This is a genomic window from Collinsella sp. AM33-4BH (genome assembly GCF_003469205.1).
In the GTDB taxonomy this organism is placed as follows: domain Bacteria; phylum Actinomycetota; class Coriobacteriia; order Coriobacteriales; family Coriobacteriaceae; genus Collinsella.
Map to the genome: position 1 here is coordinate 253892 of NZ_QSIN01000001.1, position 25548 is coordinate 279439.

21 protein-coding genes are annotated in these 25548 nt (G+C 60.8%); 4 read left to right on the plus strand and 17 right to left on the minus strand.

All coding sequences use genetic code 11. The features are described from left to right. Positions 1–76 precede the first annotated feature (76 nt). The 9 genes from DW821_RS01140 to DW821_RS01180 all read right to left on the minus strand — a co-directional run bounded on the left by DW821_RS01140 (position 77) and on the right by DW821_RS01180 (position 9592). Positions 77–454: a metal-dependent transcriptional regulator gene (locus DW821_RS01140; protein ID WP_118065083.1), complete on the minus strand. Its 378-nt coding sequence runs from the start codon at positions 452–454 to the stop codon at positions 77–79. A gap of 208 nt (positions 455–662) precedes the next feature. Further along, the gene (locus DW821_RS01145; protein ID WP_118065085.1) at positions 663–1433 is read right to left on the minus strand and encodes a Cof-type HAD-IIB family hydrolase; all 771 of its coding nucleotides are present in this window, start codon (positions 1431–1433) and stop codon (positions 663–665) included. A gap of 6 nt (positions 1434–1439) precedes the next feature. Further along, a complete protein-coding gene (locus DW821_RS01150; RefSeq protein WP_118065087.1) occupies positions 1440–3299 on the minus strand; it encodes an ABC-F family ATP-binding cassette domain-containing protein in 1860 nt (619 codons plus the stop codon). A gap of 163 nt (positions 3300–3462) precedes the next feature. Further along, the gene (pstB, locus tag DW821_RS01155) at positions 3463–4335 is read right to left on the minus strand and encodes a phosphate ABC transporter ATP-binding protein PstB (RefSeq protein ID WP_117634962.1); all 873 of its coding nucleotides are present in this window, start codon (positions 4333–4335) and stop codon (positions 3463–3465) included. Then, entirely contained in the window at positions 4332–5258 is a 927-nt protein-coding gene (gene pstA, locus DW821_RS01160) for a phosphate ABC transporter permease PstA (protein WP_199410568.1), read from the minus strand. Before pstA ends, pstB begins: the two co-directional genes overlap by 4 nt. After that, complete coding sequence (pstC, locus tag DW821_RS01165; protein ID WP_117637294.1) at positions 5251–6159, minus strand: phosphate ABC transporter permease subunit PstC; 909 nt, start codon at positions 6157–6159, stop codon at positions 5251–5253. Before pstC ends, pstA begins: the two co-directional genes overlap by 8 nt. A 24-nt stretch (positions 6160–6183) precedes the next feature. Further along, positions 6184–7122: a phosphate ABC transporter substrate-binding protein gene (locus DW821_RS01170; RefSeq protein WP_117637295.1), complete on the minus strand. Its 939-nt coding sequence runs from the start codon at positions 7120–7122 to the stop codon at positions 6184–6186. Positions 7123–7432: 310 nt separating this feature from the next. Beyond that, positions 7433–8869, minus strand: a complete 1437-nt coding sequence (locus tag DW821_RS01175; RefSeq protein WP_118065089.1) for a M20 family metallopeptidase — start codon at positions 8867–8869, stop codon at positions 7433–7435. A 54-nt stretch (positions 8870–8923) separates the two neighbouring features. Continuing rightward, entirely contained in the window at positions 8924–9592 is a 669-nt protein-coding gene (locus DW821_RS01180; RefSeq protein WP_118065091.1) for an HAD hydrolase-like protein, read from the minus strand. Positions 9593–9743: 151 nt separating this feature from the next. On the opposite strand from DW821_RS01180, the gene DW821_RS01185 reads away from it, so the two are divergent. Both DW821_RS01185 and DW821_RS01195 read left to right on the plus strand, forming a co-directional pair. Then, the gene (locus tag DW821_RS01185; RefSeq protein ID WP_118065093.1) at positions 9744–10604 is read left to right on the plus strand and encodes a DegV family protein; all 861 of its coding nucleotides are present in this window, start codon (positions 9744–9746) and stop codon (positions 10602–10604) included. 741 nt (positions 10605–11345) lie between these two features. Then, a complete protein-coding gene (locus DW821_RS01195; protein WP_158567521.1) occupies positions 11346–14330 on the plus strand; it encodes a DEAD/DEAH box helicase family protein in 2985 nt (994 codons plus the stop codon). Positions 14331–14393: 63 nt separating this feature from the next. On the opposite strand, the gene DW821_RS01200 is transcribed toward DW821_RS01195, so the two are convergent. From DW821_RS01200 to DW821_RS01220, 5 genes are all read right to left on the minus strand, one after another. Next, positions 14394–14702 carry a type II toxin-antitoxin system YafQ family toxin gene (locus tag DW821_RS01200; protein ID WP_117637301.1) on the minus strand — a complete coding sequence of 103 codons (309 nt, stop codon included), beginning with the start codon at positions 14700–14702 and terminating at the stop codon, positions 14394–14396. Positions 14703–14704: 2 nt separating this feature from the next. Further along, complete coding sequence (locus DW821_RS01205) at positions 14705–15004, minus strand: type II toxin-antitoxin system RelB/DinJ family antitoxin (protein WP_117637361.1); 300 nt, start codon at positions 15002–15004, stop codon at positions 14705–14707. Positions 15005–15117: 113 nt separating this feature from the next. After that, the gene (locus tag DW821_RS01210; protein WP_369831358.1) at positions 15118–15807 is read right to left on the minus strand and encodes a TIGR00730 family Rossman fold protein; all 690 of its coding nucleotides are present in this window, start codon (positions 15805–15807) and stop codon (positions 15118–15120) included. Positions 15808–16012: 205 nt separating this feature from the next. Beyond that, positions 16013–17152 carry a tRNA guanosine(34) transglycosylase Tgt gene (tgt, locus tag DW821_RS01215; protein WP_118065097.1) on the minus strand — a complete coding sequence of 380 codons (1140 nt, stop codon included), beginning with the start codon at positions 17150–17152 and terminating at the stop codon, positions 16013–16015. 454 nt (positions 17153–17606) lie between these two features. Beyond that, on the minus strand, positions 17607–18407 hold the full coding sequence (locus tag DW821_RS01220) for an SDR family NAD(P)-dependent oxidoreductase (RefSeq protein WP_006235414.1): 801 nt from the start codon (positions 18405–18407) through the stop codon (positions 17607–17609). A 294-nt stretch (positions 18408–18701) separates the two neighbouring features. Here DW821_RS01220 and DW821_RS01225 point away from each other — a divergent pair, with 294 nt between their 5' ends. After that, a complete protein-coding gene (locus tag DW821_RS01225; protein ID WP_118065099.1) occupies positions 18702–20483 on the plus strand; it encodes a hypothetical protein in 1782 nt (593 codons plus the stop codon). A gap of 331 nt (positions 20484–20814) precedes the next feature. Here the strand turns inward: DW821_RS01225 and queA are convergent, their stop codons facing one another. From queA to DW821_RS01240, 3 genes are all read right to left on the minus strand, one after another. Continuing rightward, positions 20815–22026 (minus strand): tRNA preQ1(34) S-adenosylmethionine ribosyltransferase-isomerase QueA, encoded by a 1212-nt coding sequence (gene queA, locus DW821_RS01230; RefSeq protein WP_118065101.1) that lies wholly within the window; start codon positions 22024–22026, stop codon positions 20815–20817. 70 nt (positions 22027–22096) lie between these two features. Then, positions 22097–22672, minus strand: a complete 576-nt coding sequence (locus tag DW821_RS01235; protein WP_118065103.1) for an epoxyqueuosine reductase QueH — start codon at positions 22670–22672, stop codon at positions 22097–22099. A 10-nt stretch (positions 22673–22682) separates the two neighbouring features. After that, positions 22683–23249, minus strand: coding sequence for a DUF3267 domain-containing protein (locus DW821_RS01240; RefSeq protein ID WP_117758769.1), 567 nt, complete (start codon positions 23247–23249; stop codon positions 22683–22685). 133 nt (positions 23250–23382) lie between these two features. On the opposite strand from DW821_RS01240, the gene DW821_RS01245 reads away from it, so the two are divergent. Continuing rightward, on the plus strand, positions 23383–25533 hold the full coding sequence (locus DW821_RS01245; protein ID WP_055250885.1) for a methionine--tRNA ligase: 2151 nt from the start codon (positions 23383–23385) through the stop codon (positions 25531–25533). Positions 25534–25548 lie beyond the last annotated feature (15 nt).

Below are 25548 nucleotides of genomic sequence, written 5' to 3' on the forward strand. Positions count from 1 at the left end.
CGGCAACATCGCCGGTGGTTCTTGGGCATCGCTTGCTGGCGGGGTTCCTTGGCTGAGTTAGACTTGGTTGATGGGGTTACTGATCCCGGTCGCCGTCCCGGCCCAGCATTGCCCTTAGCTTCTCAAAGCTTTCCTCGCTTAGGCAGTGCTCCATGTGGCAGCCCTCTTGCGAGGCAACCTCTGCCGAAACGCCTGCGTCCTCGAGCAGCCCCACAAAAAAGCAGTGGCGCTCCCACATTTGGCGAGCGACCTCCAGACCACGCTCCGTCAGATGAACGTCGCGCTTGCCCATTTCGACATAGCCGTTGCTTTCCAGCGTCGCCATGGCCTTGGAAACGCTCGCCTTGGTCACGCCCAGGTATTCGGCGACGTCGATTGAGCGCACCGTGCCTTGGCGCTGCGACAGAACGTAGATCGATTCGAGATAGTCTTCTCCGGATTCACGTAGGGCCATGGGCCGCCTTTCGCGATGATTGCTAGTTAGCCTTCTGATACTTTCCTTGGCTTACTTTACCGCAAAAGTTGACCATGTCTTACTGCATTGACCAAAAAGTTAGCCGCGTTTCACAAAACGTGCGGGACGAAAACAAAATGGGAACGCCCCGCAAGGAGTGTCCCCAGCTGCCGGCAGATAAGGAGCGTCCCCAAGTGCCGGGTCGCAGCTACACGAGGCCAAAGTGCTTCGCGGCGTTGTAGATGCCGTCGTCATCCACGGCGGTCGTTACGTAGGTCGCTGCGGCCTTCACGGTCGCCTGCGCGTTGCCCATTGCCACACTTGTGCCCACGGCCGAGAACATCGACAGGTCGTTCTCGCCGTCGCCAAAGGCAATCGCCTCGCTCGCGTCGATGCCCAGGCGCTCCAGCGTCGCCGCCACACCCAGGTCCTTGCCGCCGTTTGCCGGAATAATGTCGCAGAACAGATCGCACCAGCGCGTAGTGAGCGAATGCGACACCGCATCGGTCACGATATGCTCGTCGGCCGGGTCCACAAAGGCGCAGAACTGGTAGACCGGTGCGTCAAAGGCGCGCTCAAACGGTTCCTCGTGGTAGACGATCCCCGCGTTGTTGCCGGCCGTCACCACGCGCTCGGACAGGCGGTTCACAAACGAGTTCTCGCCCTGCATACACAGCGAGTCGTAGCGTCCCTGCGCCACCTGGTCCACGATCACCGCAACGTCGTCCGGATCGATCGGGCAGCTGCGGTAAACCCCCTCGGCATCAAAGCAGTGCTGGCCCGAGAGCGTAATGTACGCATCCCAACCCAATTCGAACAGCCAATCGGGCATCTGATAGGTCGGGCGACCCGTGGCGATCACGCACGCAATCCCCTGCTCATGAAAGCTGTCGAGCACCTGCTGCGCCGACGCCGGAATCCGATGGGTCTTAAAGCTCAGCAACGTGCCGTCGATATCGAAAAACGCGGCCTTGATCATCCTCGCCTACTCCTCGCCCTCGAGCCTCTCGCTCGCCTCGAGCCACGCCATCTCCAACTCGTCCATGGCGGCGTGGGCCTCGTCGATCTTTGTCTGCTGCTCGCCCAGCGCCGTGTAGTTGGTGGGGTCGACCTGAGCCATCGCGGCCTCGGCCTCCTCCACGCGGGCGCGCTGCGTCTCCATTTTGCGCTCGAGCGAGCTCACCTCGCGGCGAAGCTTCTGGCGTTCGGCGTTGGAAAGGCCATTGGGCTGGCCGCTCGACTTGGGCTTTTCGGCCGCAGCCGCCGCGGCACCGGTGTCAAACGTGCCGGTCTTGGCGCTCGGTGCACCCACGGGCTCGCCCTCGGCGGTGGCGTTGCACAGGCGCAGGTACTGGTCGACGCCGCCAGGCATATGCGTCAGATGGCCATCGAGCAGCGCCCACTGCTGGTCAGTCACGCGCTCCATCAAAAAGCGGTCGTGCGTCACCAGAATCAGCGTGCCGGGCCAGCCGTCGAGCAGGTCCTCGACAATCGCCAGCATATCGGTATCCAGGTCGTTGCCGGGCTCGTCCAGGATAAGCACGTTGGGCTCGTCCAGGATCGTCAGCAGCAGCGACAGGCGACGGCGCTGGCCGCCCGAAAGATCGCCGATGCGACTCCAGAGCTGCTGTGTCGTAAAGCCCAGGCGCTCGCAAAGTTTCTCGGGCGAAGTCTCCTTGCCGTCGATGACGTAGTACTTCTTATAGTTGCCGAGCACCTCGCGGATCGTGTCACCCATGTAGGGCTCGAGTTCCTCGAGCTGCTGCGACAGAACGCCAAAGCGCACCGTCTGGCCAATCTTCACACGGCCGCGCGTGGGCTCAATCTTGCCCTGGATCACGTCGAGCAAGGTCGACTTGCCGGCGCCGTTCTCGCCCAAAAGACCATAGCGGTCGCCCGCGCCGATGAGCCAGGTCACATCGGTGAGCACCTGCTTGGGCGCACCATCGGTATCCGCATAGCCGGCATCCACGTCGATGACATCGATGACCTGCTTGCCTAGGCGGCTCACGGCAAGGCGCTTGAGCTCCAGCTCGTCACGCACGGGCGGTACGTCGGCGATCAGCTCGCGAGCAGCCTCAACGCGAAACTTGGGCTTGGTGGAACGCGCCTGGGCGCCGCGGCTCAGCCACGCGAGCTCCTTGCGCGCCATGTTGCGACGGCGCTCCTCGGTAACGGCGGCCATGCGGTCGCGCTCCACGCGCTGCAGGATATATGCCGAGTAGCCGCCCTCGAAGGGATCGACCTGGCCGTCGTGGACCTCCCACATGCTGGTGCAGACCTCGTCCAAGAACCAGCGGTCGTGCGTGACCACGAGCATGGCGCCCTGGCCGCGCTGCCAGCGGGCCTTTAAGTGACGCGCAAGCCAGTTGATGGTGCGCATGTCCAGGTGGTTGGTGGGCTCATCGAGCATGAGCACGTCATAGTCGCCGATCAGCAGGCGCGCGAGGTCCACGCGGCGGCGCTGACCGCCCGAGAGCTCGCCTACCATGCCCTCCCAGGGCACATCGCTAATGAGGCCGGCGAGGATCTGGCGCGTACGGGGGCTCGACGCCCACTCGTACTCGGGCGTGTCGCCCACAACGGCATGATGCACGGTATCGGTGTCGACAAGCTGATCCTTTTGGCCGAGTAGACCGATCGTGGTGCCGCGGCGGTGCGTCACGCGTCCGTCATCGGGCTCCAGCGTGCCGGCGAGCACGCTCAGCAGCGTCGACTTGCCGTCGCCGTTTTTACCGACAATACCAATGCGGTCGCCCTCGCCCACGCCGAGCGTCACGCTATCGAAAATATGCTTGGTGGGAAACTCTAGGCTGATGGAATCGCATCCCAAAAGAATCGCCATATGCCCTGCTCCTTCGTAGAAATTCAACGTTGTCCATGATAGCAGCGAAAAGGCGGGGCGCACACGACACAAAAAAGCGGGCCATCTCCCGCAAGAGATGACCCGCCTCTCCAATCAGTCCCGTGGCGACCGTGGCCGCCGCGGGCCTCAAGCATGTTCCGGACTAGGAGAACATGCCGGTGAGGTAATCATTCAGCCGCTTATCCTTGGGCCGCTGGAAAATCTCGTCGGTCTCGTCGTACTCGACCATATCGCCCATGTAGAAGAACGCCGTGCGGTTGGACACACGCGACGCCTGCTCCATGTTGTGCGTCACGATGACGATGGCGCGGTCGGCCACGATCGACGACATCAGGTCCTCGATCGCCAGCGTCGAGATGGGGTCAAGCGCCGAGCAGGGCTCGTCAAACAAGATCACGTCGGGGTTGAGCGCCAGCGTGCGCGCGATGCACAGGCGCTGCTGCTGACCGCCCGAAAGCGCGTAGGCGCTCTTGTCGAGCTTGTCCTTGACCTCGTCCCACAGCGCCGCGCCGCGCAGGCTCTCCTCGACCATGCGGTCGAGCTCGTCACGGTCGGTGATGCCGTGGCGCTTGGGCGCAAACGTGATGTTGTCGCGAATGGACTTGCGGAAGGGGTTGGGCTGCTGGAACACCATGCCGATGGAGCGACGCAGCTCGTACGTGTTCTCGGTCTTGGTGTTCACGTTGCGCCCGCGGTAGTTGATCTCGCCCTCCACGCGACAGCGGCGAATCTCGCGATTCATCAGGTTGAGGCTACGCAAGAAGGTCGACTTGCCGCAGCCCGAAGGCCCGATGAGCGCCGTGATCTCACCCTTGTGGAAGTCGAGCGACGTATTGTGCAGCGCATGGTGGTCGCCATAGTACACGTTGACGTCCTTGGCGGAGAGCACGACCTCGTCGCTCACGGCCTTGCCGCTCACGCGCACGCGCCTCTCGCTCTCCCCCACGCTCGACAGAAAGTCCTGGGTCTCGGACGTGGCCGCCTCGGTTGCGGGCGTTGCATTCATCTCGCTCATTCGGCCGTCATCTTCCTTGCCAGTTGCTTGCCCACGATACGGGCGATTACGTTAAACAGCAGCACGCAGATCATCAGCAGTGCCGCGGTGCCCCAGACGATCTGCTGGGCCTCGGGGCTGCCCTCGCCATAGATCTTGTAGATGTGCACGGCCAGCGACTCGCCGGGACGGAACACGTTCCAGGCGCAGGTGGGGCTCGACAGGTTAAAGCTCAAGAAGTTCAGACGAACCGGCGAGCTCATGCCCGAGGTAAAGAGCAGCGCCGCGGCCTCGCCAAACACGCGGCCGGCCGAAAGCACGATGCCGGTCACGATGGCGGGCATGGCCTCGGGAATCAGGATGTGCAGTGTGGCCTCCCAGCGAGTGAGGCCCATGGCCAGGCACGCATCGCGCTGGGCCTGCGGCACGTCCTCGAGCGCCTGCTGAATCACGCGCACCAGGATGGGGATGTTGAACATGGTGAGCGCGACGGCGCCGGAGATGATGGAGTACTTCCAGCCCAGCTGCACCGAGAACACCAGAAAGCCGAACATGCCGACGACGATGGAAGGCAACGAGGACAAGGTCTCGATAGCGGTGGAGGCGATGTCGCGGATAGGGCCGTTCGGCGCGTACTCAACCAGGAAGACCGCTCCGCCCAGGCTGATGGGCACCGAGATGACTAGAGTGATCAGCAGCAGGTAGAACGAGTCGAACAGCTGGTAGAGCACGCCGCCCTGGGTTCCGTTGGCGCGCGCAGGCTGCGTGAGGAAGCCCGGCTGGAACAGCGTCGAGATGCCCTCGAACAGGATGTAGGCCACCATGGAGACGACGATGAGCATGACGATGGCGACGATCGCCGTCAGCACGCCCGTGGCGATGCGGTCCTGCCTTTGGACACGCCCGAGTCTCGCCTCGTCGATATGGATGCGCGTGCTAGCCACGAGCCTTCGCCCCCTTGCGGCCAATGAGATGGATGATCAGGATAAAGATGAGGCTCATGCCCATCAGCAGAAGACCGAGCGCCCACAGGACGTCGTCCTGGGCCGAGCCCTCGGCATAGACCGCCATGGACGTGGTGAGCGTGGTGGTGATGGTGGAGGCCGGCGACAGCAGCGACGTCGGCATGGCCTCGATACCGCCGATAACCATGCGCACGGCGAGCGTCTCGCCAAAGGCGCGGGTCATGCCAAGGATGACCGCGGTCATGAGCGAGGACATGGCGCTCTTGAGCACCACGTGCCAGATGGTCTGCCAGCGGGTGTAGCCCAGCGCGAGCGAACCCTGACGGTAGCTGTCGGGCACGGCACGCAGGCCATCGACCGAAAGCGTGGTCATGGTCGGCAGGATCATGACGGCCAGCACGATGGCGCCGGGCAAGATGCCCAGGCCTGTGCTCACGTGGAGAACGCTCTTCATAAGGCCGACGACCACGTGAAAACCGATCAGGCCAAAGACGACCGAGGGAATGCCGGTCAAAAGCTCAATAAGCGGCTGAAAGACCTTGGAGCCAAACTTAGGCTGGATCTCGACCGCAAAGATGGCAGAGCCGATGGCGATGGGCAGCGCGATGAGCGTGGAGAGCACCATGACCGCAAACGAGGTGACGATCAGGGGCAGGGCGCCGGTGTAGGGCAGGCCGTTTTCGGCTGTGTTGGCCAGATCCCACTTGGTGCCGGCGAAGAACTCTACGACCGAGACGCCGTCCTTGAGAAAAGCCGAGAGGCCCTTTTGGGCGACCATAAAGATGAGCGCGGCAACGACAAGCGTCACGAGCGCTACGCACGCGCCCGTGACGCCCAGGCCCACGTTCTCAAGGTCGCGCTTTGGCAGCTGTTTTGCCATTGCAAACCTTTCCGGGGCGATTACTTATTTAGCGGATACCTTGCCGCTGGCGTCCTTGACGACCTTCATGGCAGAGACTGGGATAAAGCCCTGCTCCTCGACGAGCTTGCCCTGGACGTCGTCGGAAAGCATGAACTCCAGGAAGGCCGTGGTGGCCTCGTCGGCGTCCTTGGAGCAGTACATGTGCTCGGTCGCCCAGATCTTAAAGGAGTCGTCGGTAACGTTTGCGCTCTTGGGCTCGACGCCCTCGACCTTGATGGCGTTGAACTTGGAGTCGTCGAAGTGCGAGAAGTCGAGGTAGGAGATGGCGTTGTCGGTGCTGGCCATCTGGGTCTGGACGTCGCCGGACTTGTCGAGCTCGGCGTCGCCCTTAAAGTCGTTGGCCTCGTCGCCAAAGACGGCAGCCTCAAAGGTGGCGCGGGTACCGGAGCCGGCCTTGCGGTTGAGGACGACGATGGTGGCGTCGTCGCCACCGACCTCCTTCCAGTTGGTGATCTGGCCGGAGAAGATGCCCTTGAGCTGCTCGAGGGACAGGTCGTCGACCGTAACGTTCTTGGAGACGACGGGGCCCATGCCCACGACGGCGACCTCGTGGTCGACGAGGTTCTTGACCTGATCGGCCTCGAGCTTGGTCTCGGCGAAGACGTCAGAGTTACCGATGGTGACGGTGCCGGCGGCGACAGCGGTCAGGCCCTTACCCGAACCGTTACCCGAACCGGAGACGGAGACGTCCGGATTGGCATCCATGAACTTCTCGGCAGCGGCCTCGACGAGAGCCTGGAACGAGGAGGCACCGTCGTAGGTCACCTCACCGGAGACGGACTCGGCGGCAGCGGCGCTACCCTTGTCGGCGGCGTCGGAAGCGCCTGCGCCGCCGCAACCAACGAGGCCGAGGCCCACGATGCTGGCGAGACCACCAGCGAGGCCGAGGAACTGACGACGAGAATAAGCCTGATCGAGCATGATCTTCCTTTCATACAAGCGACTCGCGGGCACCCTGCCCGCTTTGCTGTTTGGAAAGATACGGTCTCGATCGGGCAGCGCCCGCGTCAGCTGCGCTTTATTACGGGCATCTGATAGACCCTTACCGCAAGCGCGGCAGGGCTTTACAAACGAATAACAATCCCGCCGACAAGCATGACCCGCCTTTTACACCAAATGATCCGTTTTCCTCCGTCCCCAAGGGATCATTTTCAGAAAGAGGACGGCATAGACCTTCTGGTCATGCCGTCCTCTTCGAAAGACAGGTTGTCACCCTGGCGTTCGCGTAACCTTAAAGCTCCAGCTCGTTCAAGCGCAGGATTGCGACGATATAAATCTTGAGCGCCTGCTTGAGCTGCTCTTCGTTGGCGCACTCGTTGGGGCCGTGCATCTGGCCGCCCCATGGGGGCAGCTCCAGGCCGGTCTCCTCGGGGCCAAACGAGACGGCGCGGGCAAAGTTGCGTGCGTACGTGCCACCGCCCATGGCGAAGGGCTCGACATGCTTGCCCGTAAACTCGTTATAGGTATCGATAAGCGCCTTCACAGCCGGATCGTCGGCAGAGACCGAGAACGGCACCTTTGCGCGATCCACGCGATACGTCACGCCAAAGCGGCCCACAAGTGGCTCGAGCTGCTCGCGGATGGTATCGGCGCTCGTGCTGTCGGGGAAACGCACGTCAATGACCTGCTCAATGTGGCCATCCACCACGCGGATGACGCCGGGGTTGCACGTGAGCGGGCCAAACGCCGCGTTCGTCGCATCGATACCCAGGCCGCGGCCATAGGCATCCGCATGCACAAAGGCCAGGAACTTGACGAACTCGTGCTCGGCAGGCGTCAGCAGGCGCTCGTCACGGGCACCAAACGCATCCTCGGCCTCGCGCAGATACGCCACGATGAGGCCGACGGCATTGATCGTTCCCTCGGGCATCGAGGCATGACCGCCAATGCCGTGGGCAAAAATCTGCGCATGCCCGTTATCGAGCGCCGTGATCTCCAGGCGGCCGGCATTCTCAACGGGCGCCGGCAGTTCATCGGCGGCAATCGCAAGCTCGCAGATAGACTGCGACGGAATGGCGTTGCTCGCCTCGGCACCGCTCCAGGACACAATGCGCCCGCCGTCGATCTTGGAACTCACAAACGTCGCCCCAAACTGGCCCTTCTCGGCATTACAGACCGGGAACTCGGCATCGGGTGTAAACAAAAAGTCGGGGTCTGCGTGGTTCTCCAGATAATGGTGAACGTCGGACATGCCCACCTCCTCATCGCAGCCCAGCAGCGCGCGGAAGGTGTAGCGCGGGGTAATACCGTGCTTGAGCAGATAGGCGCCGGCGTAGAGCGACAGCACGGCAGGACCCTTGTCGTCGATAACGCCGCGGCCGAGCAGCCAGCCCTCGCGACGCTCCATCGCAAACGGGTCGGTGTTCCAGCCGGGGCCTGCGGGCACCACGTCCACATGGCAAATGGTCGCGAGCTGCTTGTCGCCGCGGCCAGGGATATCGGCAATGCCCACATAACCCTCGTCGTCGCTCGTCTGGTAGCCGAGCTTTTGCGCAATGCCGAGCGCGCAATCGAGCGCGTCACGGACTGGACGGCCAAACGGCGCGCCGGGCTCCGCATTGGCAGAAACCGCCACGGACGGATAGCTCACCAGACGCTCGATATCGGCGACGACATCTTCCCAAACCTCGTCGACATACTCGGCAACGCTCTGCTCCACCTGATTCATGGACGACCTCCTTACCAATGAGCGGCGAGCGTGCCCGCCCCTCACATCACATACTTATATAGCGAAAAGTTTAGCAAGCTCGGCCACCGAGTGCACCACCGCATCGGCGCCCGCGGCCTCATGCTCACCCGGCGCCGCCGCGCCCGAATAGATGCCGATGCACGGCACGCCCATTGCGTGCGCGCCCTCCACATCGTTAAAGCGATCGCCGATCATCACGGCATCGTCCGCCGTCGCACCGAGCGCCGCCAGGGCATCGCGGACCGAATCGGCCTTGGTCTCGCGTCCCTGCGGCGGATTCATGCCAACCACTGCCTTAAACTGAGAAAGCCCCAGCTCGCCCACCATGTCGATGCACTTTGCCTCCATGCGCGACGTCGCCACGGCCAAGCGATGCCCCTGGGCGGCCAACCCATCCAGCAGCTCGGAAATTCCATCGAACACAGGGTACTCTTCCGGTCCCAGCTCATCAAAAAAGGCACGGTACTCGTCGGCCACCACAAGCGACTCCTCGCGCGAGAAGCCATAAAAGTCGTGAAAGCTCTTCCACAGGGGCGGCCCAATCATGCGGCGCAGATCACCCATCTGCGCCTCCGAAAACCCGCGCACAGCCAGCGTCTTGCGCGTCGAGGTCATCACCGCCCGGCCTGTATCGGCCACCGTGCCATCGAAATCAAACAGCACAACCGACCGCTTGCATATCTCCAGCTGCTCCACTGGCACCCTCTCTTCCCCAGTTGACGATTTCCACACCGACACTTCAAACTGTTGACTATTCAACAATTGAACCTAGTAATGTGGAACGACTCTACTATACTTGTCGCACTTTGCTCTCAGAAGGCGGCGCGCAAGCGCCCCAACGAAAGGTGCAATTATGTCTTTTGCCATCATAACCGACTCCACGTCGGACATCTCCCCCGCTCGTGCTCAAGAGCTCGGCATTTACGTGATTCCGCTGCATGTGATTATCGAGGGCGAGGACCTGCTCGACCAGGTGCAGATTACCGCCGAGGAATACATCGCCCGCATGGCTGGTTCCGAGCAGTTGCCGCACACATCGCAGCCGAGCGCCGGCGAGTTCAAGGCGCTCTTTGACCGCGTGCGCGCCGACGGCCATGATAGCGCCATCTTTATCTCGCTATGCAGCGAGTGGTCTGCCTGCTATGCCAACGCCAGCCTGACGGCCGAGACCCACGAGCTCGACGTGCGCTGCATCGATTCGCGCACCGGTTCGGGCGCCGAGGGTCTGCTGGTGGAGTACGCGCTCGCCATGCGCGAGGACGGCCGCAGCCTGGACGAGACCGAGGCGCAGATCCGCGCGACGCTGCCCGATGCACACCTGCTACTGATTCCCCGCACACTCGAGAACCTCGTTAAGAACGGCCGCGCGCCCAAACTCGCCGGCCAGCTCACGCAGATGTTCAACATTCGCCTGGCCGTTTCGCCGGAGTGGAAGTCAGGCGAAATCAAGGCCGTCAAGAAGGGCCGCGGTGCCAAGCGCATCGTTGCGAACACCATGGCTGACTGCCTCGAATTTTTGACCGAGCACCCGGGCTCCAGCGTGCGCGTGCTCACGACCGGTGCTGCCGAGGAGCAGGAGCTCGTTAACCAAGCGCTCGCAGGCCAGAACTACGTAGACGCCGGCACCGGCCCCATCGGCTGCACCATCGCCACCCACGTAGGCGTCGACGCCATCGCCATCAGCTACTGTCCCCGCTACCAACCTGCCAATTAGGGACAGGTTTATTTTGGCAGGTTTTATCTGGGCAAACGTTAAACGGTAACAAAGGCTTGCCTGGCAAGATCGGACATGCCAAAGCCGTCGAACAACCGAAGTACACCCAGCCACAACAAAGCCATCACGCCGACGCGCCGCAACTCAAGGCGCGCCGGCGTCTTTTTAGGAGTCGCGGCGGAAAAGGGGCCGTTTTAGCCAAAAGGCCGCGAAACGCTTCCCATTACGCCGCAACTTCATTGCCGCCCAACCAGCTAATCGAGAAATTGGCGGCGATCGATGCTTTGTCCAACCCCCTTGCGATACCCTCTGGGCAAAAAATGGCAAATATGAGTACTGTTACCAGTTTAGTAACAGCGAAATCTGGCTGAATTTGCCATCTTCCGCCAATTCCGAGCGTCATAAAGTCCCGAATCGCCATGTTTAGAGGGTTGATTCTATCCAATCCGAATCGATTGGTCTTAAATACTTTCCAGATGATATGTTACTGCTCAAACCACAGTACTCATATTTGCCATTTTTTGCCCACAGGGTCTATTCGAGGATAGTTTCCTGCGCCTCCAGCCCACCTCATGGCCGCCAAAACCCATTCAGCAACAGCTACCGCACATTTTGACATCAGCCAAACACCACTCACGGAGCTGTACTCCGCTATCACCGAACCAAAATCAGAGTCGAGTCCCTTAAAAATCAAAATAACGTACCCTCATTTCAATGAACTCCGACAAGAACGGCATTTACATGAGCACCGTCACGCATCAATACGCCCTCATCGGGGGTACGCTATTCCAATTCAAGAAAACCGTCGCCCATGTATCGGAGCCGCACAGCCAAATCGTCATCTGCGGCAACGGTCCAGACATCCGTTACGCAACACTGGAAGAATGGGAGAAAGCTGGCGAATCTTTCGATAGACGGGCACAGGTCGAAGGAATCGTCACCAGTGCGAGCCCAGCGCGCGACAAACTGGAACTCTTTCGCAATCTCTTTACTGGCCGCAAAGATGTTTACGCTCATGGGTACCGCAGAAAAGACGGGGGCATCGGCTATACACCCGCCTGCGCAAATGAATGGAAGGCAAGCATTTGCCCCAAAGTAAATCGTCAGAAAACCAAATGCGCGGAATGCGGCAACCGCATCTTCCCCAAGCTGAGCGATGCCGCGATCATCGCCCATTTCAAAGGCAACGACGACAGGCTCCGAGACGTCATAGGTCAATACGTTCTCGATAGTGACAGTAACACAAAAGTCCTGGTCATCGACTTTGACGGAGCCGATTGGAAAGAAGCGACAAACGCCATTCGGCTTGTCGCAAAAAACCATGGGATCGATGCTGCAGTCGAGCGATCGAGATCAGGTAACGGCGCACATGTCTGGTTTTTCTTCCTAGAGCTCACCAGCGCAAAGATCGCACGAGAATTTGGAAGCAGCCTTATCACCGAAGCGGCGGCGCTCAACAAGACAATCACCTTTGAAGCTTTTGACCGGATGCTGCCCGCGCAGTCCACCATTCCTGAGGGCGGCTTCGGAAATCTCATAGCACTGCCTTTTCAAGGAAAAGCGCAGCGAAAAGGGAACAGTGTATTTGTTGACGAGCAATTTGAGCCCTTTCCCGATCAATGGCTTTACCTTTCACAAATTCAGCTGGTTCCACATGCAACGGTGCAAAATCTAATCGAAAGCATCGACAATAAACCGCATGGAATATCAGCTGCAGTGGCGGGAAACACCGCCGCGCCACATTCTCAGAGGCCGCGAAAGCGGCTTCCGCTCACGCTGCAGGACTTCCCGTCATCGCTACCCGTCACGCAAGCCGATATGCTCTACATAACCGAAAGATCTCTGAGCCCGGCCGCCCAGATGGAGGTTCGCAGGCTTGCAACATTTGCCAACCCGGAATTCTTCCGTGCCCAATCAATGCACCAATCAGTATTTGGCAAACCGCGGTACATAGACCTCAGTGAACTTAGAGATGGCTGCGTTGCGATTCCCAGAGGCTGTAAAGCTCAACTCGAGCGGCTGCTTCAAGAAGCCGGCGCTTCTGCTCACTATTCAGACAAGCGCATGTCGGGCAATCCAATTGTGATGACATTTAAAGGGGCTCTTCGCCCTGAACAGCAAATTGCCGCCGAACAGATGCTCAACTATGAAGACGGGATCATGTCCGCGCCGACGGGTTTCGGGAAAACCGTCATTGGGGCCTATCTTATTGCTGCCATCGGTCTTCCAACGCTTGTCATCGTTCCCAAGACTGCGCTCATTGCCCAATGGAAATCCCAGCTCGAACGGTTTATCGACATTACGGATAACAGAAAGCCAGTTCGAACCCCAAAAGGACGAATCAGTAAAAGGCAGCCTCCGCTCATTGGCCAAATCGGAGGAGGCAAAACCACCATAAGCCATCTCATCGACATTGCTTCATTCCAGTCTCTGTCCAGCAAGGACCCCCAGACCGGAGAACCAATAGCCAAGGAGTTCGTTCGTGATTACGGCCTCATCATCTGTGATGAATGTCACCATGCAGCCGCACCACAGCTTGAGCTCGTCCTCAAATCCGCTCCAGCCAAATATGTATACGGCCTTTCCGCGACGCCCGAACGCTCGGACGGACTCACGCGAGCACTCTCAATGCTCTGCGGCCCGCTTCGCCATGTCATTGATCCAAAAACGCAAGCAATCCAACAGGGAATTCAGCGCGTTGTTAGGCCGCGTTTTACCGGAGTTCGACTACCCGCCTACGAACCAGGGGCGTCCTTTAATCAAGTTCTCGATCTCCTGTGTGCGCACACAGCGAGAAACGAAGCAATTGTCGACGATGCCCTCGAGACCGCGTCAAACGGTCGACATCCGCTTGTGCTATCCAAAAGGAAAAAACATGCCGAAGAGCTATGTAGGCTGCTTCAAAGCCGCGGACACGAACCTATACTCTTAACCGGAGAAATCGACGCCAAAGAAAGAAAGGCAATACTGAACAGCCTTCCCGGCTTCGAGCATGAGCATCGAATTATCATCGCAACCGAAGGCCTTCTGGGCGAGGGTTTCGACCTGTCTTACCTTGACACTCTGCTCATTGCCACACCGATATCTTGGGACGGCAGCATAACGCAGCAGGCAGGCAGGCTACATAGAAGTCACGAGGGCAAGCAGCGGGTTGAGATATTCGACTATGTTGATTTGTCGATACCCATGCTCGCGCACATGTACCAGAAGAGACTCAAGACCTACGCCAAGCTGGGGTATGAAGTCTTTGCAGCAAATGACAACAAACGGGCCGATCAAAACATCCTCGTTAGGCCGGCAAGGGCCGTGGAGGCCTTAGCGGATGACATCGAGCGCGCAACGAAAAGCATTTTTATTGCCGCGCCCTACGCATCCGCTGCATGCCTCGCAAAGCTCGCTGCCGTACTCACAGGCGCCGCCGCCCGTGGGATTGCCCTTGAGATTTCAATTGCCTCGACTCCGCACAATGACGTGAAAGCGATTTTTACCGAGATGAACGTCGACTATTCCATCAAAGCCGAAGGGCGCCTGCGCGCGTCAGTAATTGACGAGGAAACCGTCTGGTACGGAACTATCCCGTTACTGGCCTTTCCTAAGAAAGAGGACTGCAGCATCCGTTTCAAAAGCAGCGAAGTTGCAGCCGAGCTTTTAAGCGAAATCCAGCGAAGAGGAGAACTGGAGGTCGCAGCCACGAACGGGACGTCTCCAACAGTTACGGTGGAATAGGGGCTGTTTTAGCCAATCGGCCGCGAATCAATCCCTATTTCCCCGCGAAACATAAGCGAGCAATCAGCCCTGCGGGCCCTGAAATAACTCCTCATGCGAGCCCATTCTCACCAGTCGGATCACAGGATTAGTCTTATGCGGCAAGTACAGAACGACCACATCGACCAAGCCATCGGATAGATGGAAATCGATGTGGCCGTTGTAATTGCCGCCCGGGTTTGAAAGCTCATGGGCGCCATATTCCGCGGGAAGCGAGCCGCGAGCTGCAAGCTCTGCGACTGCTGCCTTAAACTCGGTTTTTAGCTGCGGATGGATGCGCATCGTCCGTTTGTAATCCGCCTTAAACTGAGCCTCGACTTTAATCTCAAACATCGCTAGTCCTCATCGAGGAATGATATAAGCTCATCAGCGTTATTGAATGACGGGCTGTCGTCTGGCAGAATCCCCAACTCATGAGCCTCGGCAATCACCATGGCGCGCCTCGTCGCCTCGTTGGGAACTTCGGGCCGACCCACAATCTCAAACGGAATCTTTCGCTGATTTACCAGCTGCCGAACAGCAAGGTTCAGATACGAATTGAGACTCAGACCAACCGTATCCAAGAACTCAGTCGCCTGTTCCTTGAGCCCCTCTTCGATGCGAACCGTCGTAGGCTTAACCGTTGCAGTAGACATACGCGACCTCCTCGCTCTCGTCTTTTGCATCAGTATACCCAATTTAGAAGGCAGGCTGATGCTAAATAGCATCAGCCTGCCTTCTCATCACTACAACGACAGGCACGCTCGCCCTACATCAGCCCGCTCAGGGCGATATCGACGGCCTCGTTGAGGTCGTCGGTAATGTGCACCAGCTCCGGATCGAGCGGGCTGATCATACCGGTGTCCATCACCGGGCCATTAAGCCAGTCGAACAGGCCCCGCCAGTACTCGGTGCCCACCAAAACGAGCGGCATGCGCTTAACCTTGTGCGTCTGCACCAGCGTGAGCACCTCGAACATCTCGTCGAGCGTACCAAAACCACCGGGAAACACGATGGCGCCCGAGCTGTATTTGACGAACATGGTCTTGCGCACAAAGAAGTAACGGAAGTCCATACCGAGGTTCACGTATTTGTTGAGCCCGTGCTCGTGCGGAAGCTCGATACCCAAGCCGACCGACTTGCCGTTCGCGCTCGCCGCTCCCCTGTTGGCCGCCTCCATGACGCCGGGACCACCGCCGGTGATAACCGCCACGCCGCGCTGGGCGATTTTACGACCGACCGTACGCGCCGCCTTGTAGAGCGGATCGGTCTTGGGCGTGCGGGCACTGCCGAAGATGGTCACCGCAGGACCAAGCTCGGCAAGCGCGCCAAAGCCATCGACAAACTCGGCCTGAATGCGCAGCACGCGCCAGGGGTCGGCATGCAACCAGTCGGTCGAGTCCTCGGGCGCCAGCAGGTTGGCGTAGGTGTTGTCCTTAGGAATCATGGGGCCGCGCATGACCACGGGGCCGCGTCGGTACGTCTCGTCGTAGGCCGGCTCGCCCTCGACGTTCTCATTCTTAATCAAGGGTACTCCTATCGAGAAAAAGAAAAGCGAGCGGGGTCGACGCCATGCGTCAAACACCCGCCCGAACATCAACTATTCGGTATGGTATCCACGATGCATCATGCGCTTGCAAGGCATCGGTCAGCGGTCGCGGCTCTTAGTAGTCCACCGCCGCAGGGCTGTTCATCCAGTCGCTCACAAACGCGCCGTAGCGGCCCTCGATAATGGCCTGACGGGCACGCTGCATAAGGTTGAGCAGGTAGTAGATGTTGTGCATCGACAGCAGAATACCGCCGAGCATCTCCTTCTGCGTGACCATGTGACGGATGAGCGCGCGGCTGTAGCCGCCCGTGCACACCGGGCAGGTGCAGGTGGGGTCGATGGGGCCGTCGTCGCGCGCAAAGCGCGCGTTGCGGAAGTTGAGGCGACCCTCGCTCGAAAACGCGGTACCCATGCGGCCAGTGCGCGTCGGCAGCACGCAGTCGAACATGTCGATGCCCACGCCAACGCCGCGCACGAGCGTGGTAGGGTTGCCGACGCCCATGAGGTAGCGCGGCTTGTGCTTAGGCATGTACTCGGAAACCAGCGGCGCCAGCGTCTCGAACATGGTCTCATGGTCCTCGCCCACCGAGTAGCCGCCGATGCCGTAGCCGGGGAAGTCGCCGCACTCCTCCAGGTGGCGCAGCGATCGCAGGCGCAGATCCAGATGCATGCCACCCTGAACGATGCCAAAAAGTGCCTGGTCATCACGGGTATGAGCCTTGTAGCAGCGCTCGGCCCACATACTCGACAGCTCCACGGCGCGCTCGACATAGGCACGCGTGGCAGGATAGCCGGGGCATTGGTCGAGCTGCATGCAGATGTCGGAGCCGAGCTTCATGGCGATTTCCATGTTGTCCTCGGGCGTCCAGAACACGTGGCGGCCGTCGTAATCGTTGACGATAAAGCGCACGCCCTCGTCGGTGAGCTTGACGGCGTCGTTGTGGCTGAAGACCTGGAAACCGCCCGAGTCGGTGAGGATGGGGCCGTGCCAGTTCATGAACTTGTGCAGTCCGCCCAGCTCGGCGATGGTGTCCTCGCCGGGACGCATGGACAGGTGATAGGTATTGGCAAGCACGATCTGGGCACCGAGCTGCTTGACGGTCTCGGTGGGAATACCCTTGACGTTTGCCTTGGTGCCCACGGGCATAAAGATCGGCGTCTCGATGTCGCCGTGCGGAGTATGCAGCACGCCGGCGCGCGCGTGCGTGGTCGGGTCCTCGGCGATAAGGTCGAATTTAAAGAGGCTCTGGTCCATAAACTGGAACTCCTTGGTTGCGGTTCATACGCAAACCATTATACGGGCAACCCGCAAGAAGCACCGACTCGACAGAAACTGGCGCGAGGAGGATACGGCAGGGACACGGCAAGTGAGCGTGGATTTTTGGACGCTTACCGGATGAGCGTGGATAATCTCCCACTTTTGCCCAAAGCACAGCCCAAAAACGGGAGATTATCCACTTTCATTCTGCGGGCACTCATTTAAGTACGTCCCCGATGAGTGGAGCTATTTACCAGCCACGGCAACGCCGATATTTTGGCAACGCCGATGTTTTGACAACGTCAGCGAGCGGTCACCAGGGCGAACAAATTGGCATGAAAAGAGGGCGGCATTGACCTTCTGGTCATGCCGCCCTCTTTGAATGACAAGTTGTCGCCCTGGTGACCGCGCAGCGTCGACCCGTTACGCGGTTTGGTAAAACCGCGTAACCCTACGGACGCTGGCCCATGCCACCCTCGAGGGTGACGGTCTCGCCGTTCATATACTTAAAGTCGGGACCGCAGAGCTGAACGACAACGCGGCCGATTTCCTTCTCGACGTCGCCGTAGTGGCCTGCCGGCGGCATGTGGACGTTGGCCTTGAACGCCTCGGGATAGGCATCCTGGAAGTTCTCGAGCGCGGCGGTCCAAGCAAGCGGGCAAACGATATTGACGTTGATGCCGTCCTTGCCCCACTCGTTGGCGGCAACGCGAGTCAGACCACGGATGCCTTCCTTGGCGGCGGCATAGCTGCACTGGCCGTAGTTGCCAAACAGGCCGGCGCCCGAAGCAAAGTTGACCACGGAGCCCTTGGTCTCCTTCAGGTGCGGATAGGCCTTCTGCATGTACAGGTAGGTGGCATACAGGCCAGAGTAAATGGCCAGGTTAAACTGATCCATGGTGTGATCGGCAATGGTCACGCCCGAGGCGCTGGCCTGAGCGTTGTTGACGACGGCGTCGATGCGACCGAACTCCTCAATGGCCTTGTCGATGACGTTCTGGACGACAGCCTCGTTGTCCTGACCAGCAGAAACATCGGCCTGAACAGGCAGAACCTTGACACCGTACTCGGCCTCGAGGGATTCCTTGGCGGCCTCGAGCTTGGCGACGTTGCGGCCGGTGATGACGAGGTTTGCGCCCTCCTTGGCAAAAGCGATATCGATGCCGTAGCCGATGGAACCAGCGGAGCCGTCCTTAAGCGTGGCCTTGCCGCCGCCGGTAACGATCACGGTCTTACCAGTGAAAAGTCCCATACAAAGTCCTTTCAAATCGCGACGGGCCTGCCCGTCGACTGCGCGCATCCAACTTCACGCGCCAAAAGCTGAAATGCAACTTTAGCGGGTTCAAGCGAAAAATAAAGCCCATGGCAGGCGAACGGCGCAACGTCTTTCGGCGAAGGGAATGTCAAGTACAAACTGGATAAAGTGGCCGAGTTTTTGCTATCGACGCGAGCCATCGAACACGTTTTGAAACTTTGCTGCAGCGCGCGGGATGTCGGCGCGAGACTTTATCATAGGGTGACAAACAACGATGAGGAGCACATGCCTATGACAGACGAGCTGGACCCCCAGACTCAACAGCATATTGATAATTCCGCAGACACCATTGACGACTGCGATACTTCCACCAGAAGCGATGGCGGCATTGATGCCGCTGTCGAGGAGGCTCCTGCCGCCGCAGACGAGGCCGCAGACGCAAATGTCGCCGCAGAGCAAGACAAAGAAGAGCAGCTAGAGCAGCCGGACCCGAGCGATACTGAGCCCAAGGCTGAGAACGCTCCGCAAGCAGCAGGCCCCATCGAGGTGTCTTCGGAAGAAGAGCTCGACGCCGTCATGGACTCCATGATGGATGCCGTCAAAGCGATGAAAGACGCTGTCGCCGATGCCGATGTCGACGCCGAGGAAGAGGAAGCTGCCGAGGCCGCCTCGACGTTTGTGCCCGGCGAGACCCCGGTTGCCGACCAGGGCAGCACCATGCCCTCGTTCCTGCAACTCGAGCACCCCACGATCGGCACCGACGCGGTCGACCCACACGCAGCGGGCTTTTCCGTGATCGAAGGCGGCACCGGCAATATCGCCGCGCCGCAGGCTACCGATGCGGACGCTGCCGACACCGCTCGCCCGACCGCCCCGCACTCCCCCGCCGCGAGCCGCGATCTGGGGACCGCCGTCTCGAACACCGCGAACGCCGTGGGCACTTTTATCGCCCAGGGCGCGTCGGCCATGCGCGAGATGAACGCCGCCAAGAAGGCACTCGCCGATGCCCGCGCCCACCTGTCCGAGCTTGAGCAGCGCATCGCCGACCAGGCAGAGGAGCTCGAGACGCGCCAGGACATCGCAGGCCGCTACGATCAGATCATCGCCGACCAGCGCCAGGCAATCGCCACGGCACAAAAGACCGCTGCGGCCGCCGAGATTGACCGCGACGCCCATGCCGCCAAAGCGACTGAGCTCAAGGGCCAGCTCGAGCAAATGAAGGCAGAGGACGATGCGACCGAGCTCCGCCTGAAGGCTGCACTCGACGCCGTGGAAGCCCGCGAGGCGAGTTCGCGCGAGACCGGCAACCGCCTGGTTCGTCGCCTTGAGGATTCCAAGCGCATCCGCGACAAAGTGAAGGCTGAGCGCGATACCGGTGTCGCCGCCGCACGACAAACTGCCGATGCTACGCGCGCACAGCTCGAGACCTTGCGTCGCGAGTATGCCGAGCTGCAGCGCAACCCTTCGGCAAATCCCGCCAATTACACCGTGCGCACCAGCGAGCTGTCTATGCAAATCTCCGACGCTGCCGACGCCCTCCGCAAGGCCGAGGAAGACATTCCGCGCGTGACCGCCGATCTTGAGCATTCACTTGCCGCCGCCGAGCAGGCCGTCGAGCAGGCTCAAGCCCCTATCGCCGACGCAAAACGCGCGCACCAAGCCGTGACGACCGAAGCCGATGCCGCGCGCGACGAGTTGCAGACGGCGAAGACTGCCGCCGCGACTCGTCAGCGCGAACTGCGCGAGAAGATCGCCACGGAGGACAAGGCACGCCGCGACCAGGAGCAGACCATCGCCAACGCCCAAGCAGATGCCGCACATGCACAGTCGATCATCGAACAGGCGACCGAGGTGCACGACCACCCAGAGATCACTGAGTCGCTTGCAGGATCCTTGGCCCGAGACAAAGCCGAACACGCCGAAACCGAGCGCGAAGTGGCCCAGCTCGAGGCTACCGAGGATGACGTACGAGAGCGCACCCGCGACTCACGCATCAAATTCACCGGCGCCATCGTCTGCATCGTCGCCGCAATCCTGGCGATCATCCTAGTCTGGCTGTTCGCAAGCAAGTAGTCATTGGGGACGTTCTTAAACGACTAGTCAAACAAGAACGTCCCCAACGACTAGCCCAATGACGAGAGTGGATAATCTCCCACTTTGAGCCCCCAAGCAGGCCAAAAACGGGAGATTATCCACTCTCATTCTGCAGGCACTCATTTAAGTACGTCCCCAATGAGTACCTGCCGATGCTTTGGCAAAGTCAGCGAAAACGCCCCTAAGCGAGCAAGGTGACGTGAAAGAGGAGGGCATTGACCTTCTGGTCATGCCCGACGATTGAACGTCAGATTGCCGCTTAGGGGCGTTTGCAGCGTCAACTGGTTACGCGGTTCGTAGAACCGCGTAACTAACAAATGAGCATCGCGTCGCCAAAGCTGAAGAAGCGATAGCGCTCCTCGATAGCAGCGGCGTAGGCATCCATGATCTGGTCGCGGGTGGCCAGCGCGCTCACGAGCATCATGAGCGTAGAGCGCGGCACGTGGAAGTTCGTGATCAGCGCGTCGACCACGTGATAGGTCGAGCCAGGCATGAGGTAGAGCTGCGTCGTCGCGTTCTCGCGCACCACGATGTCACCGCGGCCGAGCGTGTCGGCGCCGTCCTCACGGCCTTCAAAATAACGCGCTGTCACGGCCGGATCGGACACCGGGGCATCCGCGTCAAAGGCGCTCTCGAGCGAGCGCACTGCAGTGGTGCCGACGGCGATCACGCGATGCCCCTCGGCCTTAGCCTTATGCACAGCGTCGACAACCTCCTGCGACACGTGGTAGCGCTCGGTGTGCATCACATGCTGCGTGGGATCGTCCTCCTCCACCAAACGGAAGGTATCGATGCCCACCTCGAGCTCGACGGCGGCAAACTTCGCGCCCTTGGCCTCAATGGCAGCCATAAGCTCGGGCGTAAAATGCAGACCCGCCGTAGGAGCGGCAGCCGAGTGCTCCTCCTTCATGGCGTAGACGGTCTGGTACTTCTCGGGATCGCCCTCGTAATCGGTAATGTAAGGCGGCAGCGGCACGTGGCCGGCAGCATGGATGGCCTCGTCGAGCGTGCGCGGGTCACCGGCGGCATTGCAACCGGCCGGCTCAAAACGCACCAGACGACCGCCGCGGCTATCGGTGACAAAGTCGATGACCTCGGCCATCAGCACCACGGGAGCCCCCTCGGGCGCATGGGCGCCACCGGCGCGATACTCAATCTGAGCACCGGGCTTCAGGCGCTTGCCCGGCTTGACCAGGCACTCCCAAACGTGACCCAGCGGGTCAACATCCTCGCGGCGCTTGAGCAGCAGCGTCTCGACCACACCGCCCGAGCCAGCCTTGCGACCGATAAGACGGGCCGGCATCACGCGCGTCTGGTTGATGACGAGCACATCGCCCGGCTCGATATAGTCGATGATGTCGCGGAAGATGCGGTGCTCAACGGTACCGCCATGCTCTAGCGGCGTTCCTGTCTCGGAGCCTTTGCGATCAACCACCAGCAGGCGGCAGGAGTCGCGCGGCTCGGCAGGAGCCTGGGCAATCAGTTCCTCAGGAAGGTTGTAGTCAAAATCATCGGTACGCATAGACACGTCGGATACTCCTTATATAGCTAAAGTCCGCTCTACATCCTAGCAGGCTGACGTCCCAAACGAACTACTTTTTGGCGGCTTTGCGCTCGTCGCGGATGCGGGCGCGGTCCATGGCCGCCTCGACAGCCGAGAAGCGGCAACCACAGTAGTTCTGCCGATACATGCCAAGCTCGCGCGAACGACGTGTCGCCTCGGGGTAATACGGGCGAAAATCGCGAATCACCGGGGTGAGACCGCGGGCGACAGCCAGACGCTCCAAAACATCATTGCAGGTATCGAACAGCTGATACGGCGAGACGGCGAGCGTCGTGCCCACAAACTCAAACCCGCGCTCCTGGGCCACGCGGCACGCCTCGGCCAAGCGCAGGGCATAGCACGCGCGACAGCGACGGGGTCGATCGGCGCCCAGCGGGGCCACGCCGGCCTCCCAGCGCTCGCGGTCCTCCCCCGCTTCGATGAGCTCGATGTCGCCATCGGCACACCACCGGCGTAGCTCGTCCAAGCGGCGCTGCCATTCATCGCGCGGCTGAATATTGGGGTTGGTCCAGCAAATCGTGGGTTCAAACCCCTCTTCGCGCAGCAAGCGAACCGGCTCAAGTGAGCACGGCGCACAGCAAGCGTGCAACAACAACGGCCTCATCAACATCTCCTCACCCGAAAAAGCGCACGCCAAAGGACGTATCCTCGCAGGCGACAATGCGGCGGTCGCGCAGGATGGTCCGCACGTAATACCAATCGCCCACGCAGCCCGACAAGTGCAGACCAGCCGCCAGGTAGCACAGCAGCGGATAGCCCGAGAACGCAAACCCCAGGGCAAACGCCACCGTCAAAACAACCGTCGGCGCCAGGCAAACCGCCATGTACCGCCGACGCGAATACACGACGCCCTCGGCGCAGGCATAGATCATCGCCGTCTCACGATTCGCGCCAAAGGTCACATGCGCGCCCGCAGGCGCCAGCAGCTTAAAAAACACCGCATGCACCAGCTCGTGCACGGCAAACGACGCTGCAGAAACCGCAGCCACACCGACCATCCAGCCCACGACGGTGGTCCAGCCGCCCGCCTCAGCCGCGTCCAAGTCCGCAGGCCCGCCCAACAGCATAAACACCGGCACCAGGCACACGGCAAACACCGCGATCACGGCCATCCCCCACACGAAGCAAGCGTGCAGAAAAACCTCGTCCTCAAACGCATGTATGTTGGAAATCTCATTCATAGCATCTTAGGATAGCGCCCCTGCCACGCACCCGCCCGCATGTGCGATAATGTCGAACGATATGCACGAATTGACCACCGCGCCGCCGAACCCCGTGCCCGGCCGCGCTCTTACCTATATGCGAAGGAGTCCCATGGCATCCAAATACTCCATGAACGACCGTCCCAGCTGGCCGCGCCGCGCCATCGTTACCGCCGGCGAGCCCTACGGCAACAAGGGTCTGCACTTTGGCCACGTCGGCGGCGTCTTTGTCCCGGCCGACTTCTTCGCCCGCTTCCTGCGCGACCGCCTGGGCCGCGAAAACGTCATCTTCACCTCGGGCACCGACTGCTACGGTTCGCCCATCATGGAGAGCTACCGCAAGCTCAAGGAGAACGAGGGCTACGACAAGTCCATCGGCGAGTATGTCGAGTCCAATCACTCCCGCCAGGCCGCGACCCTCAACAACTACAACATCAGCTGCGACATCTACGGCGGCTCGGGCCTTGAGCCGGCGGCCCAGATCCACAACGAGGTGACTGCCGAGATTATCGAGCGCCTGCACGAGCAGGGCACCATCTCCAAGCGCTCCACGCTGCAGTTCTACGATGCCAAGGCCGGCACGTTCCTCAACGGCCGCCAGGTCATCGGCCGCTGCCCCATCCAGGGCTGCAAGTCCGAGAAGGCTTATGCCGACGAGTGCGATCTGGGCCACCAGTTTGAGCCCGAGGAGCTCATCGCGCCCAAGAGCCAGCTCACCGGCGAGGTGCCCGAGCTGCGCCCGGTCGACAATCTCTACTTTGACCTGCCGGCCTACCTCGACTTTATGAAGACCTACACCGCCAAGCTCGCCCAGAACCCGCAGGTTCGCTCCGTGGTCTCCAAGACCATGGAGGAGTGGCTGCTGCCGGCTCAGCTCTACATCCAGAACAAGTTCCGCGAGGCCTTCGATGCCGTCGAGGACCAGCTCCCCGAGCACACCGTGCTGGAGCCCGAGGGCAACAAGAGCAGCTTTACCGTCACCTTCCCCAGCTGGAAGGAGCGCGACGACGCCCACGCGGTGCTCGCCAACGGTGGCGTGCGCTTCCGCAGCGGCAAGGCACTCGTGCCCTTCCGCATCACCGGCAACATCGACTGGGGCGTTCCGGTGCCCGAGGTCGATGGCGTCTCCGACGTCACCTGCTGGTGCTGGCCCGAGAGCCTGTGGGCGCCCATCAGCTATACGCGTACCGTGCTCGCGCGCGATGCCAAGGCCGCCGGCGTGACCGAGGGCGTCGCCGCCCAGGATGCCGCCCTCATGGGCGAGCCCGCCGCCGACTCCACGCAGGTGCCCGCACCCACCTACCAGCACAGCTCGCTCGACTGGCGCGACTGGTGGTGCTCTGACGACGCTCAGATTTACCAGTTCATCGGTCAGGACAACATCTATTTCTACTGCATCGCGCAGACCGCCATGTGGGAGGCCCTGGGCTGGGACCTCACGCAGAGCACCGTCAGCGCCTGCTACCACCTGCTCTACATGGGCAAAAAGGCCAGCTCGTCCTCGCAGACGCCTCCCCCGCCGGCAGACGACCTGCTCAACCACTACACCTGCGAGCAGATGCGCGCGCACTGGCTGTCGCTCGGCCTATCCGAAAAGCCGGTGAGCTTTAGCCCCAAGGCATACGACACGCGTGTGACCGGCAAGGACAAGGACGGCAACGAGGTACGCGCCTGCGACGACAAGCGCGTTATCGACCCGGCCCTTAAGGAGAGCGCGCTGCTGACCGGCGTGTTCAACCGTCTGGCCCGCAGCTGCTTCTACGGCGTCGCCGTCAAGGAAGGCGACGAGAGCCCCTACCGCAACGGCTGCATCCCCGCCGGTGCCGCTTCTGACACCGTGGTCGAAGCCGCCCAGCAGGCAGCCCTCGCCTTTGAGCAGGCCATGTACAAGTTCGAGACGCACCGCGCGCTTGCCGTGTGCGACGACTACCTGCGCGCCGCCAACAAGCGCTGGAGCGACGCTTCCAAGGCCGCCAACAAGCTCGAGGGTAACGAGGCAAACGCCGCGATGACGCAGGCCCTTGTCGACGCCTTTACCGAGCTGCGCGTGGCGACCGTCCTGATGCACGGTATTGTACCGGCCGGCTGCGAGCTCATCTGCGAGTACTTCGACGTCGACCCGGTCGCTTTCTTTAGCTGGGATAACATCTTTGCCTCCACGGACGAGTTCGTGGAGATCCTGGGCGAGAAGCCCGGCGAGCACCGCGTGAAGCCGCTGCCCCCGCGCTTCGACTTCTTTAGCAAGCACGAGAGCCAGTACTAAACACTCGACATGTAA